This is a genomic window from Streptomyces polyasparticus (genome assembly GCF_014493765.1).
GTDB classification, from domain to species: Bacteria; Actinomycetota; Actinomycetes; order Streptomycetales; family Streptomycetaceae; genus Streptomyces; species Streptomyces polyasparticus.
On the sequence record NZ_JACTVJ010000028.1, the window covers coordinates 17471 to 35643 of the forward strand.

General features: G+C 69.9%; 15 protein-coding genes. 9 read left to right on the forward strand and 6 right to left on the reverse strand.

Annotation, left to right across the window (positions count from 1 at the left end):
* The first annotated feature begins 62 nt into the window (after nucleotides 1-62).
* From H9Y04_RS39250 to H9Y04_RS39270, 5 genes are all read left to right on the forward strand, one after another.
* A complete protein-coding gene (locus H9Y04_RS39250; protein ID WP_187819018.1) occupies nucleotides 63-1235 on the forward strand; it encodes a sensor histidine kinase in 1173 nt (390 codons plus the stop codon).
* 200 nt (nucleotides 1236-1435) lie between these two features.
* Complete coding sequence (locus H9Y04_RS39255) at nucleotides 1436-2803, forward strand: sensor histidine kinase (protein WP_187819019.1); 1368 nt, start codon at nucleotides 1436-1438, stop codon at nucleotides 2801-2803.
* A gap of 256 nt (nucleotides 2804-3059) precedes the next feature.
* The gene (locus tag H9Y04_RS39260; protein ID WP_308801821.1) at nucleotides 3060-3719 is read left to right on the forward strand and encodes a LuxR C-terminal-related transcriptional regulator; all 660 of its coding nucleotides are present in this window, start codon (nucleotides 3060-3062) and stop codon (nucleotides 3717-3719) included.
* A gap of 295 nt (nucleotides 3720-4014) precedes the next feature.
* On the forward strand, nucleotides 4015-5970 hold the full coding sequence (locus H9Y04_RS39265; protein WP_187819021.1) for a 2-oxoacid:acceptor oxidoreductase subunit alpha: 1956 nt from the start codon (nucleotides 4015-4017) through the stop codon (nucleotides 5968-5970).
* Nucleotides 5963-7042, forward strand: coding sequence for a 2-oxoacid:ferredoxin oxidoreductase subunit beta (locus tag H9Y04_RS39270; protein ID WP_187819022.1), 1080 nt, complete (start codon nucleotides 5963-5965; stop codon nucleotides 7040-7042). Before H9Y04_RS39265 ends, H9Y04_RS39270 begins: the two co-directional genes overlap by 8 nt.
* Nucleotides 7043-7123: 81 nt before the next feature.
* On the opposite strand, the gene H9Y04_RS39275 is transcribed toward H9Y04_RS39270, so the two are convergent.
* Nucleotides 7124-7510: a winged helix-turn-helix transcriptional regulator gene (locus H9Y04_RS39275; protein ID WP_187819023.1), complete on the reverse strand. Its 387-nt coding sequence runs from the start codon at nucleotides 7508-7510 to the stop codon at nucleotides 7124-7126.
* A gap of 122 nt (nucleotides 7511-7632) precedes the next feature.
* On the opposite strand from H9Y04_RS39275, the gene H9Y04_RS39280 reads away from it, so the two are divergent.
* The 3 genes from H9Y04_RS39280 to H9Y04_RS39290 all read left to right on the forward strand — a co-directional run bounded on the left by H9Y04_RS39280 (nucleotide 7633) and on the right by H9Y04_RS39290 (nucleotide 10072).
* Nucleotides 7633-8487, forward strand: a complete 855-nt coding sequence (locus H9Y04_RS39280) for an SDR family oxidoreductase (RefSeq protein ID WP_187819024.1) — start codon at nucleotides 7633-7635, stop codon at nucleotides 8485-8487.
* Between the two features lie 174 nt (nucleotides 8488-8661).
* Nucleotides 8662-9564: an EamA family transporter RarD gene (gene rarD / locus H9Y04_RS39285; RefSeq protein WP_187819124.1), complete on the forward strand. Its 903-nt coding sequence runs from the start codon at nucleotides 8662-8664 to the stop codon at nucleotides 9562-9564.
* Nucleotides 9565-9622: 58 nt separating this feature from the next.
* Nucleotides 9623-10072: a VOC family protein gene (locus H9Y04_RS39290; RefSeq protein ID WP_187819025.1), complete on the forward strand. Its 450-nt coding sequence runs from the start codon at nucleotides 9623-9625 to the stop codon at nucleotides 10070-10072.
* Between the two features lie 77 nt (nucleotides 10073-10149).
* Here the strand turns inward: H9Y04_RS39290 and H9Y04_RS39295 are convergent, their stop codons facing one another.
* From H9Y04_RS39295 to H9Y04_RS39315, 5 genes are all read right to left on the reverse strand, one after another.
* Complete coding sequence (locus H9Y04_RS39295) at nucleotides 10150-11637, reverse strand: alpha/beta hydrolase family protein (RefSeq protein WP_438818207.1); 1488 nt, start codon at nucleotides 11635-11637, stop codon at nucleotides 10150-10152.
* A 166-nt stretch (nucleotides 11638-11803) separates the two neighbouring features.
* Nucleotides 11804-13075 (reverse strand): LolA family protein, encoded by a 1272-nt coding sequence (locus H9Y04_RS39300; RefSeq protein ID WP_236072007.1) that lies wholly within the window; start codon nucleotides 13073-13075, stop codon nucleotides 11804-11806.
* Nucleotides 13076-13350: 275 nt separating this feature from the next.
* Complete coding sequence (locus H9Y04_RS39305; RefSeq protein WP_187819026.1) at nucleotides 13351-14397, reverse strand: CHRD domain-containing protein; 1047 nt, start codon at nucleotides 14395-14397, stop codon at nucleotides 13351-13353.
* A 127-nt stretch (nucleotides 14398-14524) separates the two neighbouring features.
* A complete protein-coding gene (locus tag H9Y04_RS39310) occupies nucleotides 14525-15535 on the reverse strand; it encodes a polyprenyl synthetase family protein (protein ID WP_187819027.1) in 1011 nt (336 codons plus the stop codon).
* A gap of 309 nt (nucleotides 15536-15844) precedes the next feature.
* Nucleotides 15845-16651 (reverse strand): HAD family hydrolase, encoded by an 807-nt coding sequence (locus H9Y04_RS39315; RefSeq protein WP_187819028.1) that lies wholly within the window; start codon nucleotides 16649-16651, stop codon nucleotides 15845-15847.
* Between the two features lie 190 nt (nucleotides 16652-16841).
* Here H9Y04_RS39315 and fahA point away from each other — a divergent pair, with 190 nt between their 5' ends.
* Entirely contained in the window at nucleotides 16842-18071 is a 1230-nt protein-coding gene (gene fahA, locus H9Y04_RS39320) for a fumarylacetoacetase (protein WP_187819029.1), read from the forward strand.
* Nucleotides 18072-18173: the final 102 nt, after the last annotated feature.

Here is an 18173-nt window from a genome sequence, read left to right on the forward strand (position 1 = left end):
CCAGTTGATCCGGGCGGCGGACCTCATGGCGGGGGCGCCCGCGAACCGGCACGCTTGGCGGCATGACCACACGTACCGCCGTACAGCAGGGCACCGACCGGCTGCCGCCCGCGCGTTTCGCCTTGGACGGGCAGACCTGGAAGGAGATCGCCCATCTACTGATCAACTTCCCGGTCGCACTGATCGGCTTCGTGTATGTGGTGACCGTGCTGTTCACCGGCGGCATGCTGTCCGTCACGGTGATCGGCCTGCCGGTGCTCGCGCTCGGCCTGGGCGGCGCCCGGCTGCTCGGGCGCTGGGAGCGCGGCCGGGCCCGGCGGCTGCTCGGCGTGCGGATCGACGAGCCGAGCCCGCTGCCGCGCCGCGGTGACGGTCTGATCGCCCGGGTGTGGAACGGGCTGAAGGACCCGGTGGGCTGGCGCACGATGCTGTACTCGTTCATACGGCTGCCCTGGGGGGTCTTCACCTTCGCACTGACCCTTGTGTCGCTGTTCGTGCTGTGGCCGGTGCTGCCGTTCCTCGCGCGCGGGCTGACCAACGCGGACCGGGCGATGGTGCGCGGACTCCTTTCTCCCTCCGACGAGTTGGAGCGGCGGATCGCCGAGCTGGAGTCGGACCGCGGGGTCGTCGTCGACACGGCGGCGGCCGATCTGCGCCGGATCGAACGCGATCTGCACGACGGCGCCCAGGCCCGTCTGGTGAACCTGGCGATGGGGCTCGGTCTGGCCAAGGAGAAGCTGCTCGAAGGCCAGAACGACGACATGGTGGCCGAGATGGTCGAGGAGGCCCACGGCGAGGTGAAGCTCGCGCTGCAGGAGCTGCGCGATCTGGCCCGCGGTATCCACCCCGCGGTGCTCACCGACCGCGGGCTCGACGCCGCGCTGTCCTCGGTGGCCTCGCGGTGCACGGTGCCCGTGAAGGTCACGGTGGATCTGGCCGAGCGCCCGGCGGCAGCGGTCGAGGGCATCGCGTACTTCACCGTCTCCGAGCTGCTGCAGAACGTCAGCAAGCACAGCGGGGCCAGTACGGCGACGGTCGATGTGTGGCGCTCGGACACCCGTCTCCTGGTCCAGGTCGGCGACGACGGACGCGGGGGCGCGAACCTCGACGGCGGCTCGGGTCTTGCCGGGCTCACCGAGCGGCTCGGTGCCGTGGACGGTCTTTTCGTGGTGGATTCGCCCGAGGGCGGGCCCACGACGGTGACGGCGGAGCTGCCCTGGCGGGACCGCGCGTAGGGGCGGAGCAGTGCCGCGCAGCCGGGGGCCCGGCCCTTCCAAGGGCCGGGCCCCCGGCTTGAGGTAGGGAAAACCCCCGGTCGGAAACGGAGACGGGCCGCATGGTTTCCGGGGTCTCCGGGCGCGAAGGTTGAAGAGTCGCAAAGCCGCAAGCAGCGCCACGGACAGCAGACCCGCACCTAGCAGAACGGACGACGCAGATGGCGACCGAATACGGACACCGGACCTGGTCCCAGTTCGCGAGCGAGGACGACCGGGACGCCCCGGACCGTCGCGAGCCCGCGCGGCGCCCTCTCCTTCCGCCCGCACTGCGCGCACCGGTCGAGGCACGCACCTGGCGCGAGTTCGGCTATCTGCTGCTCAGCCTGCCGATCTCCGTCTTCACCTTCACGTACGCCGTGGCGATGATCTCGATCGGCGCCGGTCTGCTCATCACCTTCCTCGGCATTCCGGTGCTCGCGGCCGGCCTCGTCGGACTGCGCGGGCTCGGCGCCGTCGAACGGGCGCGGGCCCGCGGGCTGCTGCACCTCGATGTGGAGAGCCCCGAGCCGCTGCGGCAGAAGAAGCAGGGCGCGCTGTCGTGGATGGGCGCGGTGCTCAAGAGCGGCGCCTCCTGGCGGCATGTCCTGTACGCGCTGCTTCACTTCCCGTGGGCGACGTTCGCCTTCACCGTGGCGGTGACGTTCTGGACGACCGGCTGGGGTCTGTTCACGTATCCGCTGTGGCAGTGGGTCTTCCCGATGTACACCGGGCAGGACGGCATCCAGCTGTACGGCGACGAGACCCACCAGTTCTATCTGGACAGCCCCTTCGAGATCCTCGTCACCTGCCTGATCGGTCTGCTCGTCGTGCTGGTGACGCCCTGGGTGATCCGTGCTCTGACCAGCGTGGACCGGCTGATGGTGCTCGGTCTGCTCGGCCCGTCCCGGCTGGTGACCCGCGTCGTGGAGCTGGAGTCGGACCGCGGTGTGGTCGTGGACACGGCGGCGGCCGATCTGCGGCGGATCGAGCGCGATCTGCACGACGGCGCCCAGGCCCGTCTGGTGAACCTGGCGATGGACCTCGGTCTGGCCAAGGAGAAGCTGCGGGAGGACCCCGAGGCCGCCGCGCGGATGGTCGACTCGGCGCACGGCGAGGTGAAGACCGCGCTGCAGGAGCTGCGCGATCTGGCCCGCGGTATCCACCCCGCGGTGCTCACCGACCGCGGGCTCGACGCCGCGCTGTCCTCGCTGGCCGCGCGGTGCACGGTGCCGGTGCAGGTCGAGGTCGATCTGCCGTACCGCCCGGCGGCGGCCATCGAGGGCATCGCGTACTACACGGTCTCCGAGCTGCTGCAGAACGTCAGCAAGCACGCCCAGGCGCGGCGCGCCACGGTCGATGTCTGGAAGTCGGAGAACCGGCTGATGCTGCAGGTCATGGACGACGGGATCGGCGGGGCCGGGCTGGGCCAGGGTTCCGGGCTCAGCGGGCTCGCCGAGCGGCTGGACGCGGTGGACGGTGTGCTCGCGGTGGACTCCCCCAAGGGCGGGCCGACCTCGATCACGGCGGAGCTGCCCTGGCGGCGCTGAGTCCCGTTCCGGCCCCGGCCCCGGTGTGGGGTCGGGGTTCGGTGCGTTGGCGGGTGCGGGTGCGGGTGGGTGGCGCCTGCGGCGGGCCTTTCTCCCCTACCGCCCCTTCCCGAAACCGGGGCTGTGCCCCGGACCCCCGCATCCGGGCTTCGCTCGGATCTGCTCAAACGCCGCAGGGGCTGGAAGACCCTGGGATGCTGGAAGCATCAGCAGGTGCCTTGAGGGCCGGGGGGACGGACGGATCGTGGAGGACAGAGTGCGCGTGGTCATCGCCGAGGATTCAGTGCTGCTCAGGGAGGGCCTGACCCGGTTGCTGACCGACCGCGGGCATGACGTCGTGGCCGGCGTCGGCGACGGCGAGGCCCTGATCAAGACCATCGGCGAACTCGCCGCGCAGGATGCGCTGCCGGACGTGGTCGTCGCCGATGTGCGGATGCCTCCGACCCACACCGACGAGGGCGTGCGCGCGGCCGTCCATCTGCGCGGAAAGCACCCGGACCTCGGGGTCCTGGTGCTTTCGCAGTACGTGGAGGAGCAGTACGCCACCGAACTGATCGCGGGTTCCAGCCGCGGTGTCGGCTATCTGCTCAAGGACCGGGTCGCGGAAGTACGGGAGTTCGTCGACGCCGTCGTCAGGGTCGCCCAGGGCGGCACCGCCCTCGACCCCGAAGTCGTCGCGCAGCTCCTTGGCCGCAGCCGCAAGCAGGATGTGCTCGCCGGGCTTACGCCACGCGAGCGCGAGGTACTCGGGCTGATGGCCGAAGGCCGTACCAACTCGGCGATCGCGAGGCAGCTGGTGGTGAGCGACGGAGCAGTCGAGAAGCACGTCAGCAACATCTTCCTGAAGCTCGGCCTGTCACCTAGTGACGGGGATCACCGTCGCGTTCTGGCCGTGCTCACCTACCTCAATTCCTAGCGACCTGACACTCTGTCAGATACGGGAGAGGGGTCGGCGGGCACCGAGGGTGAACTCCCAGGCGGGACCGGAGACCTAGAACCAAAGAACGAGCAGAGAGCGTCATCAGTGAAGGGCCGGGGGGTGATCGTATGGGGGTCAAAACAGGGGCAAAGTCGGGCACACGGCTGTCTCATTTGACCGTCCACTATCTGACCACCCCAGGGAAGGCGACCCTTACCGACGTAGGGTGGCCCTGGGAAGGACCGGTCGGCCGGTCGCTTCCGTGCCACAGCCTCGAGGGAGGTCCAGTTCAGTGACCAGCCAGGTCAGTAGCCCAGCCGGGCAGGCGAACAGCGCCGCGGGCGGTTCCGTGGTCGGTGACGTTGTCAGTGAGCAGCGCAAACCCTCCGTGGAGAAAGAGGTCCGCCGTCTGGACCGGGTGATCATCCGGTTCGCGGGCGACTCGGGCGACGGTATGCAGCTGACGGGTGACCGCTTCACCTCGGAGACGGCCTCGTTCGGCAACGACTTGTCCACGCTGCCGAACTTCCCCGCCGAGATCCGCGCGCCTGCCGGCACGCTCCCCGGTGTCTCCAGCTTCCAGCTGCACTTCGCCGACCACGACATCCTCACGCCGGGCGACGCCCCGAACGTGCTCGTCGCGATGAACCCCGCCGCGCTCAAGGCCAACATCTCCGATGTGCCGCGCGGCGCCGAGATCATCGTGAACACCGACGAGTTCACCAAGCGCGCGATGCAGAAGGTCGGTTACGAGACCAGCCCGCTGGAGGACGGCTCGCTCGACGGGTACAGCGTGCACCCCGTGCCGCTGACCACCCTGACCGTCGAGGCGCTCAAGGAGTTCGACCTCTCGCGCAAGGACGCGGGCCGCTCGAAGAACATGTTCGCGCTCGGCCTGCTGTCCTGGATGTACCACCGTCCGACTGAGGGCACGGAGAAGTTCCTCCAGCAGAAGTTCGCCAAGAAGCCCGAGATCATGAAGGCCAACCTGGCGGCGTTCCGCGCGGGCTGGAACTTCGGTGAGACCACCGAGGACTTCGCGGTCTCCTACGAGGTGCTTCCGGCGGCGAAGGCGTTCCCGACGGGCACGTACCGGAACATCTCCGGGAACCTGGCGCTGAGTTACGGCCTCGTCGCGGCCGGCAAGCAGGCGGATCTCCCGCTGTACCTGGGCTCGTACCCGATCACGCCGGCCTCCGACATCCTGCACGAGCTGTCCAAGCACAAGAACTTCGGCGTACGGACCTTCCAGGCCGAGGACGAGATCGCCGGCATCGGCGCAGCGCTGGGCGCGGCCTTCGGCGGCTCGCTCGCGGTGACGACCACGTCCGGTCCGGGTGTGGCCCTGAAGTCCGAGACCATCGGCCTCGCGGTGAGCCTCGAACTGCCGCTCCTGATCGTCGACATCCAGCGCGGCGGCCCCTCCACCGGTCTGCCGACCAAGACCGAGCAGGCCGACCTGCTGCAGGCGATGTTCGGCCGCAACGGCGAGGCGCCGGTGCCGATCGTCGCCCCGCAGACCCCGGCCGACTGCTTCGACGCGGCGATCGAGGCGGCCCGTATCGCCCTCGAATACCGCACCCCGGTGTTCCTGCTCTCCGACGGCTATCTCGCCAACGGCTCCGAGCCGTGGCGGATCCCCGACCAGGACGAACTCCCGGATCTGCGCACCCAGTTCGCCCAGGGCCCGAACCACACCCTGGACGACGGCAGCGAGGTCTTCTGGCCGTACAAGCGCGACCCCGAGACGCTCGCGCGTCCCTGGGCGATCCCGGGCACGCCCGGTCTCGAGCACCGCATCGGCGGCATCGAGAAGCAGGACGGCACGGGCAACATCTCGTACGACCCGGCCAACCACGACTTCATGGTCCGCACCCGCCAGGCCAAGGTCGACGGCATCAAGGTCCCCGACCTCGAGGTCGACGACCCGACCGGCGAGGCCCGCCTGCTCGTGCTCGGCTGGGGTTCCACGTACGGCCCGATCACCGCTGCCGTACGGCGACTTCGCACCGCGGGGCAGAGCGTGGCGCAGGCCCATCTGCGGCATCTCAACCCGTTCCCGCGGAATCTCGGCGAGGTTCTGAGGCGTTACGACAAGGTAGTGGTGCCCGAGATGAACCTCGGCCAGCTCGCGACCCTTCTGCGGGCCAAGTTCCTGGTCGACGCCATCTCGTACAACCAGGTCAACGGCATGCCGTTCAAGGCCGAGCAGCTCGCCACGGCTCTCAAGGAGGCCATCGATGGCTGAGACGATCACGGAAGGTTCGGGCACGATCGAGGCGCTTTCCCTCGTGCCGAAGGCCGAGGCGAAGCAGTCCATGAAGGACTTCAAGTCCGATCAGGAAGTGCGCTGGTGCCCCGGCTGCGGTGACTACGCGGTCCTGGCCGCCGTGCAGGGCTTCATGCCCGAGCTCGGCCTGGCCAAGGAGAACATCTGCTTCGTCTCCGGCATCGGCTGCTCCAGCCGCTTCCCGTACTACATGAACACGTACGGGATGCACTCCATCCACGGTCGTGCGCCGGCGATCGCAACCGGACTCGCCACCTCCCGGCGGGACTTGAGCGTCTGGGTCGTCACCGGTGACGGCGACGCTCTGTCCATCGGCGGCAACCACCTGATCCACGCGCTGCGCCGCAATGTGAACCTCAAGATCCTGCTGTTCAACAACCGGATCTATGGGCTCACCAAGGGCCAGTACTCGCCCACCTCCGAGGTCGGCAAGATCACGAAGTCGACGCCGATGGGGTCGCTCGACGCGCCCTTCAACCCGGTGTCGCTCGCGATCGGCGCGGAGGCGTCGTTCGTGGCGCGGACGGTGGACTCGGACCGCAAGCACCTCACGGATGTGCTGCGGCAGGCCGCCGCCCACCCGGGCACGGCGCTGGTGGAGATCTACCAGAACTGCAACATCTTCAACGACGGCGCCTTCGAGGTGCTCAAGGACAAGCAGCAGGCCGAGGAAGCCGTGATCCGCCTGGAGCACGGGCAGCCGATCCGCTTCGGTATCGACGGCGCCAAGGGTGTCGTACGGGACTCGCTGACCGGTGACCTCAAGGTCGTCGACGTCACCGAGGAGAACCAGTCGCAGATCCTGGTGCACGACGCGCACTCCGCGTCCCCCACCACGGCCTTCGCACTCTCGCGCCTGGCCGACCCGGACACCCTGCACCACACCCCGATCGGCGTCTTCCGCTCCACGGACCGCCCGGTGTACGACACGCTCATGTCCGACCAGCTCGACCAGGCCATCGAGCAGAACGGCAAGGGCGACCTGGCCGCGCTGCTCGCCGGCAAGGACACCTGGACGGTCGTCGGCTAGGCACCGACGCGTCCAACTGCCTTACGGGGCCCGGTTCCTGAGGAGACTCAGGAACCGGGCCTCGTCGTTTCCTCAGGCGCCTCAGGACCGGGCCTTGTCGTACTCCTCGCGGTTCTCCAGGACGGTCAGCGTGCGCTTCTCGGTCCACAGCGCCAGGGCGCGGACCCGCTCGGCGGCCTCCCGGCCCAGGTCCGTGAGCGTGTAGTCCACGCGCGGCGGGATCACCGGCTTCGCGTCGCGGTGCACGAAGCCGTCCCGCTCCAGGTTCTGCAGGGTCTGGGCGAGCATCTTCTCGCTCACTCCCCCGACATGCCGGCGCAGTTCGCTGAACCGGTACGAGCGCTCGAGCAGCGCGATCAGGATCAGCACGCCCCAGCGGCTCGTGACGTGCTCGAGCACGCCGCGCGAAGGGCACATCGCGTCATTGACGTCCGGCTTCATGCTCGGGTCCCATGCACTTACGCTCATGCCAGTACCTTACTTCAAAGTGGGTACTTCCTTCTGGTTAGTGCCCAGCTTACGGTGGGGTCATCACCGAGAACAAGAGTCTCTGACGGAACAAAACTCTCAGACCCACCGAGGAGCACCCCATGATCGTCGTCACCGGAGCCACCGGACAGCTCGGCCGCCTCGTCATCGACGAGCTGCTGACCAAGGTCCCCGCGAGCCAGGTCGCCGCCGTCGTCCGCGACAAGGACAAGGCCGCCGGCCTCGCCGAGCGCGGTGTCGAGCTGCGGATCGGGGACTACTCGCAGCCCGAGACGCTGTCCGGCGCCTTCCGGGCGGGCGACCGGGTGCTTCTGATCTCCGGCAGCGAGGTCGGCCAGCGGGTGGCGCAGCACCAGGCCGTGATCGACGCCGCGAAGGACGCCGGCGTGGCCCTCCTCGCGTACACCGGTGTCCTCGGCGGACCCGAGGCCGACTTCAAGCTGGCCGCCGAGCACAAGGTCACCGAGCAGGCGATCCTCGACTCCGCCCTGCCGTACACCTTCCTGCGCAACGGCTGGTACCACGAGAACTACACCGCCAACCTCGCCCCGGTCCTGGAGCACGGCGCCGTCCTGCAGAGCGCGGGCGACGGCCGGGTCGCCTCCGCCGCGCGCGCCGACTACGCCGCCGCGGCCGCCGCCGTCCTGACCGGCGAGGGCCACGAGAACGCCACGTACGAGCTGAGCGGCGATGTGGCCTGGAGCTTCGAGGAGTACGCGGCCGAGCTCTCGCGCCGGACCGGCAAGACCATCGCGTACGCGAACGTGCCGGCCGAGCAGCACCTGGCCGTGCTCACCGGGGCGGGCCTGCCGGAGGCCTTCGCCGAGATCCTGGTGGACGTGGACGCGGCCGTCGCCCGCGGTCTTCTCGCGCGGCAGAACGGCGATCTGGCCCGGCTGATCGGCCGCCCGACCACCCCCATCGCGGATGCCGTCAAGCAGGCGCTGGCCGCCTGACCTGCACTCTCCTCGCACCGACCCGGCTGTCATGACCGTATAGCGATACGGGCATGACAGCCGGGCCCCTGTGCCGCTACCTTCGAATGGGTCGAGGTGCGAGGACGAGGAGGGGCCTTGAAGCCGTCGGGCGAAGGGCGAGCGGGGCTCATATACGGCTTTGCCGCGTACGGGATGTGGGGCCTCGTGCCGCTGTTCTGGCCGCTGCTCAAGCCGGCCGGCGCGGTGGAGATCCTCGCGCACCGGATGGTGTGGTCCCTGGTGCTCGTGGGGCTCGTGCTCCTCGTGATGCGTCGCTGGGCCTGGGCCGGGGAGCTGCTCCGCCAGCCCCGCAAGCTCGCCCTGATCACCGTCGCCGCCACCGTGATCACCGTGAACTGGGGCGTCTACATCTGGGCCGTGAACTCCGGCCAGGTCGTCGAGGCCTCGCTCGGCTACTTCATCAACCCGCTCGTCACCATCGCGATGGGCGTGCTCCTGCTCAAGGAGCGGCTGCGGCCCGTCCAGTGGGCCGCCGTCGGCATCGGCCTCGCGGCCGTGCTCGTGCTCGCGATCGGGTACGGGCAGCCGCCGTGGATCTCCCTGACGCTCGCGTTCTCGTTCGCCACGTACGGCCTGGTCAAGAAGAAGCTCAACCTCGGCGGCCTGGAGTCGCTCGCCGCCGAGACCGCGGTGCAGTTCCTGCCCGCGCTCGCCTATCTGCTGTGGCTCGGCTCGCGCGGCGACGCCGCCTTCGGCGCGCACGGCGCCGGGCATGCGGCGCTGCTCGCCGCGACCGGTGTGGTCACCGCGCTGCCCCTGGTCTGCTTCGGTGCCGCCGCGATCCGCGTACCACTGTCCACGCTGGGGCTCCTGCAGTACCTGGCGCCGGTCTTCCAGTTCCTGCTCGGCGTCTGGTACTTCCACGAGGCCATGCCGCCGGAGCGCTGGGCCGGCTTCGCCCTCGTCTGGCTGGCGCTGACCCTGCTGACCTGGGACGCGCTGCGTACGGCGCGCAGGAACCGGGCCGAGACGCTGCGGCTTGCGGTACAGGCCCAGGCGACGGCGCCCGTGCCGCCGCGGGAGCCGGCCGCCTGATCCACCTCACCCTTCCTTGAGGACGCCAGTTGTCCGCAAGCCCGGGTGTACTGGTGGCATGACTCTGCACTGGAAACTCGTCATCGACGCCGAGGAACCCCGCAGCCAGGCCGACTTCTGGGCTGCCGCACTCGGCTACGAGCTGGAGGACCACAGCGCCCTGATCGGGCAGCTGCTCACGGCCGGCGCGGTGAAGGCCGAAGAGGTCCCGGAGTGGAACGGCCGCCCGGCCTTCCGCGACTACGCGGCCGTACGGCATCCCGACGACCCGTACGAGGAGCACACGGGCACCGGTCTGGGGCGGCGGCTGCTGTTCCAGCGCGTACCGGAGAAGAAGACCGGCAAGAACCGGCTCCATCTCGACGTACATGCCGGTGAGGGCCGCCGTGACGAGGAGGTCGCGCGCCTCGAAGCGCTCGGGGCGCGGGAGCTGTACCGGATCAAGGAGCCGATCGGTGAGTGGGTGACGATGGCGGATCCGGAGGGGAACGAGTTCTGCGTCCAGTGACGGTGTGCGGTGACGGCTTCCGGTGAAGTCGTCACCGCACGCCGCCCGGTGGCGGCGTCCCCCTCCGACTCGGTGGATCAGGGCGCGATGCCGACGCCCTCGATCCGGCTCCAGCGGCGCTCCTGGCCCGCGGTCATCGCGGGCCAGTCGCGGCCGCCGTCCGGCCGGGCCTCGACCCGTGAGGCGTACGAGCCGGGCCGGAAGCCCGCGTCGTAGAAGCAGCCCGTGCCGTACGTGGCGTCGAACGCGGCGCAGGACTCCGCGACCGACCGCGCCGAGGGCCGCTTGCCGGTATCGGCCCACGCCGCGAGCCGGGCCATGGAGTTGGCGTACTCGGCCTTGCTGAGCTGGCTGTGCTCGCTCTCGCGCGTGAAGGTCTGCAGGAGCAGGTGATCGCGGCCGGCCTCTTCGAGCGTCATCCGGTACGCCGACTCGTGCTCGACGAACGCCGTCGGGTCGTCGATGGCGTGCAGCGTGAGGACGGGGATCTCGACGTCCCCCGTCAGGTCGCTGTCGTACGAGAGGTCGCGCAGCGCGGTGGGGTCGGCCTCGAAGCGCTCGACGCCGGCGTTGAGCGCCCTGTCGTCGTGCGAACCGGAGTAGCGGACGCCCTTGTTGGTGAAGGGGTTACGGCCGCCGAGCCGGGTGTGCACGATGTCGCGGAAGGTGAACACCGAGAAGCGCAGATGTGATTCGAGGGTGCGCTCGGGGATCTTCGTCACGGCGAGGATGTCGTCGAGGTTGCGCTGCTGCAGCACGGTGCGCTCGGCAGGGGCCAGGTCGTAACCCGTGCACTCGCGCAGGCGGGCGCGCAGCCCGGTCGTGGTCAGCGTCGAGTCGGCGCGCAGGCCCTGCCACAAGGGGTACTGCGGCTCGGTCGGGCGGGGCAGGTTGGCGCAGTAGTACTGGTAGACCACGCGCAGATCGACCCGGTAGTCGTAGCCGCGCGAGCCGCCGCCGAGCACACCGTTGGTGAGCAGCGCCGCGTCGTAGGGGCCGCGCCTGTCCCCGTACATCTCCAGGGCCTTGGCCGCGATATTGCCGCCCCAGGACTGCCCGTGCAGGAAGGTGCGCTCCGGCTCGCCGAACTCGGCGGCGAACTGCCGCCGTACGTTCTCGGTGTCGATCGCGCCCATCCGCGTGCCGTAGCCGCCGCGGCGGTACGAGGAGCCGGCCCAGGCGTATCCCTCGTCGACCATGACCGACCAGCGGTCGAGGTCCTCGACACTGCGGGCCGGGTCGGAGGCCTCGCCCAGGTCGGGGCCGCCGTGGGCGTGGACGACGAGGTCGCCGTTCCAGTCCTTGGGGACGGCGATCGCGTAGTACGCGCCGTTGGAGTCCTGGCCGGTGTAACAGGCCGCCTTGTCGCCGATGCTCGCCGGGCAGGCGACCTGGTCCGACCGCTGGGCGCCGGCCTGGGCCGGGCTCGCGGCGGTCAGGGTGCCCGCGAGGAGGCCCGCTGCCGCCGCGGCCGCCGCGAGGACGTGCCGCAGTCCTCCCCGTATAGGTCGTATCGCCGGTGTCGCCCGTATCAGTCGTTTCGCCCGTATCGAAGGTGTCCTCAAAACAACGCTCCTGACCTCGGTGGCACGCCGTCGTCGCGCCGAGCGCTGTGATGCTAGGAAGCGGATCGCCGCCGCTCCATGGGTCCGGTGATTGCGTTCATAGTGTGCGGACGCACGAGGGCCGGAGGGCGTCTCGCCCTCCGGCCCAACCGAACTTCTGCCGGCGCTACTTCGCCTCGTTCGCCGCCTTCACCAGCGCGTCCTTGGTGACCGCGCCCGCGTAGACCTTGCCGTCGTCCGTCATGAGGACGTTGATCAGACGGGTCTTGAAAACGGTGCCTTCGCCGAACTCACCGCTGACCTTGTCGCCGAAGGAGTCGAGCAGACCGCCTACACCGGCCGGCATGTCCTTCATCTCACCCTCGTCCGGCATGCCCTGGCCGCCGGTGTCGAAGGTGGCGATGGTGGACCAGCCCTCGCCGATGACGTTCATGCCGCCCAGGTCGCCCTCGGCCGGCATGCCTTCCTTGCCGAACTCCTTCTCCAGGTCCTTGAGGTCCTTCTCCACGTCCTTGGGCAGGTCCTTCGGCAGGTCCTTCGGAGCCTGCTTCTCCAAGTCCTCGCCCTCGGTGACCTTGGCGCCCTTCGGCAGCGCGAAGTTCGAAGCGTCCGGCTTCGAGAAGTCGATCTTCGTGAAGCCCGCGTCGACCACGGGCTTGCCGCCGTCGGTGGAGTTGAGCGCGAACTTCAGCGGTACGTAGGTGTCCGCGTCCACATCGATGGTGATCGAGCTGATCGTGGAGCCGGACTGCTTGGGCTCCAGCTTCAGCTGGTACGCGTCCTGTCCCGCGATCCGCGAGGTGCCGTCCACGGTGACCTTGGTGGTAGGGTCCGCGGCCTTGAGCGCCTGCTCCGCCAGCTCCTTGGGGGTGGCGGTCGGCTCGGCCTCGTGGCCCTCGCCCGCGTCGCCCTTCGTGTGCACGGCTTCCTTCGTGCCGCTGTCGTACGCCCAGACATCGTCCCCGTTGTGGATCAGGCTGTAGTCCGAGCCCTTGCCGAGGATCGTGACCTTCTGCTTGTCCGGACCGTCGGCGGCGACCTGCAGATGGTGGGTGCCGGTGGCGAGTTCGAGCAGCTTGCTCTGCGGATCGGCGGTGGCGCCCTTGCCGTCACCGCCGTCCTTGCCGCCGCCGGCCAGGTCGCCGAGGTCGGCGAGACCGGCGAAGGAGGGCAGGCCCAGGTCGGTGCTGATCTTCACGTTGCCGGAGAGCTGCTCGGTGTCCGACGCGGCGATCTTCTCGATGAGCTCCTGCGCGCTGATCTTCGGCAGATCGGGGTCGCCGGAGCTCGCGAGCGCCGGCACCAGGCCGATGGTGGCCGCCGCGACACCGGCCACGGCGATGGGCACGATGTAACGCGCCGCCTTGCGCCGGCCGTCGCGCAGGTCATCGGCCTCGTCGCGTACAGGTGCCGGTTCGTAGGGTGCGTTGGGTGCCATGGGTGCCTTACCTCCGTGGTGCGGCGGGCGGATCACGTCGTCTTCTGTGCCTCTCCATACGACCAAATCGCCTGCCCCGAAGCGTCAGCCCCCGGATGCAACTCCATGTACTGCTGTGGGATGACATGAGGTGGTGCCCAGTGCTCCGACCCGTAGGGGGTGGGGGTGCCTGCGGCGCCTTTCCCCCACCCCGCCCCTTCCCGAAACCGGGGGCGCTGCCCCGGGCCCCGCATCCGAACTTCGTTCGGATCTGCTCAAACGCCGCAGGGGCTGAATCAGTCCTGCACGAAGACGTAATCCGCCTTGTACGGGACCCTCACGATGTCGCCCTGCTCGCAGGCGCCGGACGGAGCCACCCCGCCCACCGTGTTCAGCCGCAGAATCTCCGTCGTGTGCGCGAGCAGGCCGTGGGGCTTGCCGGTCTGCTCGGCGTCGAGGGCCAGCTCGGGGATGTTGGTCTCCCCGTTCGGGGTCCTGGAGATCAGCTTCGCCTTGACCGCGCTGCCGTCGGGGGCGATCCACTGCGGCGTACCGGAGTTCGGCGCCACGAAGGAGTGGTCGATCCGGCCCGCGAGCACCGCGCGCACATCACGCTGCTGGAACGAGAGGCTGCCGTCCTGGCCCGCCTTGCACTCGTAGATCTGCTCGCCCTTGACCACCGCGGCCTGGAAGTTGGCGAGCGCGCGGCGGAAGTCGAACGGGTCGGTGACCTTGTGCAGCTGGCCGCGGACCGCGCCGCCCGGGAACTCCGCGGTGTGCAGGTTCGCGTAGAAGCCGCCGGGGTTCGCCTTGAGTTCGCCGAGAAGCGCCTGGTCCTTGACGGTGACCGTGCCGGTGGCGCTGTGGCCCTTCGCGTGCGCGAGGAGCTCGGTGAAGTCGACCTTGATGCCGCCGTTGACGCCCTTGGCGCCCTGGTGGAGGTGGAGTGCGGTCGGCTTGGCCGTGCCGCGCCACTTCACGGCGAAGGACACCTTGTCGCCGCTGACCTTCACGAACTGCAGGGCCGCGCCGTCCTTGTCGCCGACGGCCTTGCCCTCATTGTTCGGCACCTCGTTGGCGCCGTTCAGGCTCGCGGCGAGGAGGGTGCCGTCGGTGGTGGTCACGGCCGGGCTGCTGCTGTCCTGGCCGCCGTGTCCCCCTTGGCCCCCGTGGCCCTTGCCGTGCTGGACGCCCAGCGCCGAACTCGCCTTGCCCTGGCCCCCGTCGGGGCCGCCGTCCGCGACGGCCGGCAGGACCGCGACCGCCAGTGCGGCGGCCGCGACGGCGGCAGCGGAGGCGATGAGGATCGGACGACGGCTGGTGAATCCACTCGAACTGCCCATGGCCGGAAATCTCCCCGTATACCGGCTGACACCCCCTGCGTCAGCTTCTGGGCATGAGTACGGAACAATTCCTGGCTTGGACTCAATCCAGGGAAGTGACCTGCGTCACATGCGGGAGTCCCGGGCCTCAGCCCGCCCGGTGCACGACCGCGTCACACAGCTCCACGAGGGCGGCCTTGGCGTCGCACTCGGGCAGCGGGGCGAGGGCCGCGCGGGCGTCCTCGGCATAGCGCACGGTGTCGCGGCGGGCCTGCTCCAGGGCGGGGTGCACCCTCAGGCGGGCCAGCGCCTCGGCGTGCCGGGCGTCGTCGGTGAGGTCGCCGTCGAGCAGCTCGCACAGGGCGAGGTCGTCGGGGCGGCCGTACTGGGCGGCCTGGGCGCGCAGATGCAGGACCGGCAGCGTGGGGATGCCCTCGCGCAGGTCCGTGCCGGGGGTCTTGCCGGACTCGTGCGAGTCCGAGGCGATGTCCAGGACGTCGTCGGCCAGCTGGAAGGCGACGCCGAGGCGCTCGCCGTACTGCGTGAGCACGTCCACGACCGTCTCGTCGGCGCCCGACATCATCGCGCCGAAGCGGCCGGAGACCGCGATCAGCGAACCGGTCTTGCCGGCGATCACATCGAGGTAGTGGTCCACCGGGTCGCGGCCGTCGCGCGGGCCCGCGGTCTCCAGGATCTGGCCGGTGACCAGGCGCTCGAAGGCCTCGGCCTGGATGCGGACGGCCTCGGGGCCGAGGTCGGCCAGGATGTGCGAGGCGCGGGCGAAGAGGAAGTCGCCGGTGAGCACCGCGACGGAGTTGCCCCAGCGGGTGTTGGCGCTGGGCACGCCGCGGCGGACGTCCGCCTCGTCCATCACGTCGTCGTGGTACAGCGTCGCGAGATGCGTCAGCTCGACGACGACCGCGGACGGTACGACACCCGGCGCGTGCGGATCGCCGAACTGGGCGGCCAGCATGACCAGGAGCGGCCGGAAGCGCTTGCCGCCGGCCCGTACGAGATGCTGCGCGGCCTCCGTGATGAACGGGACCTCGCTCTTGGTGGCCTCGAGGAGACCCTCCTCGACAGCAGCCAACCCGGCCTGGACATCGGCTTCGAGGGCCTGGTCCCGCACGCTCAGCCCGAACGGCCCGACGACGGTCACGAGGGGTTCTCCTGTCTGCTGACGAACACAAGGTCGGTCATGCGGCACTCACACGGTCGATGACACGGTTTGTCGATGTGTCGCTGCCATCACTCAAGTCAGCGTATCCGGTCGCGTTTCGATCACAGCGAGCGCCTGCCCGGTCGCAAGCCGCTCAGACTGCGGTCTTGTGGGCGTTGGGGCGAAACGCCCGAAGTAAAGGGCAGGTAACGTTCGGCTTGAGCTCTCCTTGACCCTCGCTGTCACGTCTCACCGCCTCTGCCGAGTACGCCGCATCGCCCGCTCTCCGGGTACCACGCATGGGCCGGATCAGACGAAGAGTCTTTCCAGGACGGCCGCGATGCCGTCCTCCTCGTTCGAGAAGGTGATCTCGTCGGCCACGGCCTTGAGCTCCTCATGGGCGTTCGCCATCGCCACGCCGTAGCCGGCCCAGCGGAACATCGGGATGTCGTTGGGCATGTCACCGAACGCGATCGCCGCCTGCGGCGCGATCCCCATCCGCTCGGCGGCCAGCGCGAGGCCGGTCGCCTTGGTGACGCCCATCGGCTGCAGCTCGACCGTGCCGGGACCGGCCATCGTCACCGTGACCAGGCCCTCCGCGGCGCTGCGGGCCGCGGCGGCGAGCTCGTCGTCGGTGAGGGAGGCATGGCGCATCAGGACCTTGTTGATCGGGTCCGACCACAGCGCGGCCCGGCTCGCCACGCGGACCGCGGGCAGCGTGGGGTGCGGCATCTCGTAGCCCGGCTCCATGAGCATCAGGCCTTCCATGCCGTCCTGGTTCACCGCCGCGAAGACCTCGCCGACCTCGGCCTCGATCTTGCCGAGGGCCACATCGGCAAGATCGCGGTTCATGGTCAGCGAGCTGACCAGGGTGTTGGCGGCTGCGTCGTAGACCTGCGCGCCCTGGCCGCAGACCGCGAGGCCCCGGTAGTCGAGCTCGAGCAGCAGATGGCGCACCTGGGGCACGGGCCGGCCCGTGACGACGATGTGCCGGGCGCCTGCCTCGGCCGCCCGGCTCAGCGCGGCGCGCGAGCGGGCGGAGACGGTGTCGCCGTGCCGCAGCAGGGTGCCGTCGAGGTCGGTGGCGATCAGGGCGTACGCGGATGGTCTTGCCATGGCTCCAGGATACGGAGATACCAACAAACCAAGGAAAAAAGGACTTTGGCTTACGGGAACGCCCTTGACCCCAGCGGCCGCAAGGGCCCCGAGCGTAGCGGCCCCGAGGCTCCGGGCACACACTGCCGCGGGGCCGGTCCGCACTTGTACGGTGTGGCCAACCTGCACATGGAAAGCGAGGCAGCGTCCCATGCCCGAGCCCACCCCGCTCGATCTCCCCGAAGGCCACCCCTTCGGTCCGCACAACCTGCCCTATGGCGTCTTCTCCCTGCCCACCGCGAGCGGTGAACCGCTGCGCAGGGTCGGCGTACGCCTCGGCGACCGTGTCCTGGACGCCGGTGCGGCCGCGCACGCGCTCGGTTCGCCGTATGCGTCGCTGCTCGCCCAGCCTTCGCTGAACCCGCTGCTCGCCGCGGGCCGGCAGACCTGGCGGGATGTGCGCAGGGCGCTGACCGCGTGGGTGACGGTGCCCGCGCACCGCGAGGTCGTGGAACCGCTCCTGCACCCGCTGGACACGGTCGAGCTGCACCTCCCCTTCGAGGTCGCGGACTACGTGGACTTCTATGCGAGCGAGCACCACGCGACCAACCTGGGCCGGATGTTCCGCCCGGACGGGGACGCGCTGCTGCCCAACTGGAAGCATCTGCCGGTGGGTTACCACGGCCGGGCCGGCACCGTCGTGGTGTCGGGCACCGATGTGGTGCGGCCGAGCGGCCAGCGCAAGGCGCCCTCGGACGCGGCGCCGGGCTTCGGCCCTTCGGCCAAGATGGACATCGAGGCCGAGGTGGGCTTCGTGGTCGGCGCCCCGTCGGCGATGGGCTCGCCGGTGCCGCTGTCCTCCTTCCGCGATCACGTCTTCGGTCTCTGTCTGCTCAACGACTGGTCGGCGCGCGACATCCAGCCCTGGGAGTACGTGCCGCTCGGTCCGCATGTCGCCAAGTCCTTCGCCACGTCGGTCTCCGCGTGGATCACCCCGCTGGAAGCCCTGGACTCGGCCCGTGCGCCGCTGCCGGCGCGCGATGTTCCGGTGCTGCCGTACCTCGACGACTCCGGTGAGGAGGAGCCCGGCGGCTACGACCTGCGGATCACGGTCAAGCTCAACGGCGAGGTCATCTCCGAGCCCCCGTACTCCGGCATGTACTGGTCGCCCGCGCAGATGCTCGCCCATATGACGGTCGGCGGCGCATCGCTGCGCACCGGTGACCTGTACGGCTCGGGCACGGTCAGCGGTCCCGAGCTGCACCAGCGCGGCTCGCTGATCGAGCTCACCTGGAACGGCACCCAGCCCCTCGAACTCCCCTCCGGCAAGCGCACCTTCCTCGAGGACGGCGACGAGGTCACCCTCACGGCCTGGGCGCCCGGCCCGGACGGCGTACGGGTCGGGCTCGGCGAGGTGACGGGCAGGATCGTGGCGGGCTGACCCGGCCACCGCCCCGCACGGTGAGCGCGGGGCCGCCCGCCGCAGCATCCGGCACCTCTTCGCCCGCCGACCGCTGCGGCACCTGGCACCGGCGTCCGGTCC

Bases quoted from the DNA above. Each gene is read 5' to 3' on its own strand.
- H9Y04_RS39250 (WP_187819018.1), top strand. From the start codon at position 63: ATGACCACACGTACCGCCGTACAGCAGGGCACCGACCGGCTGCCGCCC.
- H9Y04_RS39255 (WP_187819019.1), top strand. From the start codon at position 1,436: ATGGCGACCGAATACGGACACCGGACCTGGTCCCAGTTCGCGAGCGAG.
- H9Y04_RS39270 (WP_187819022.1), top strand. From the start codon at position 5,963: ATGGCTGAGACGATCACGGAAGGTTCGGGCACGATCGAGGCGCTTTCC.
- H9Y04_RS39275 (WP_187819023.1), bottom strand. From the start codon at position 7,510: ATGAGCGTAAGTGCATGGGACCCGAGCATGAAGCCGGACGTCAATGAC.
- H9Y04_RS39280 (WP_187819024.1), top strand. From the start codon at position 7,633: ATGATCGTCGTCACCGGAGCCACCGGACAGCTCGGCCGCCTCGTCATC.
- rarD (WP_187819124.1), top strand. From the start codon at position 8,662: ATGTGGGGCCTCGTGCCGCTGTTCTGGCCGCTGCTCAAGCCGGCCGGC.
- H9Y04_RS39290 (WP_187819025.1), top strand. From the start codon at position 9,623: ATGACTCTGCACTGGAAACTCGTCATCGACGCCGAGGAACCCCGCAGC.
- H9Y04_RS39300 (WP_236072007.1), bottom strand. From the start codon at position 13,075: ATGGCACCCAACGCACCCTACGAACCGGCACCTGTACGCGACGAGGCC.
- H9Y04_RS39305 (WP_187819026.1), bottom strand. From the start codon at position 14,397: ATGGGCAGTTCGAGTGGATTCACCAGCCGTCGTCCGATCCTCATCGCC.
- H9Y04_RS39315 (WP_187819028.1), bottom strand. From the start codon at position 16,651: ATGGCAAGACCATCCGCGTACGCCCTGATCGCCACCGACCTCGACGGC.
- fahA (WP_187819029.1), top strand. From the start codon at position 16,842: ATGCCCGAGCCCACCCCGCTCGATCTCCCCGAAGGCCACCCCTTCGGT.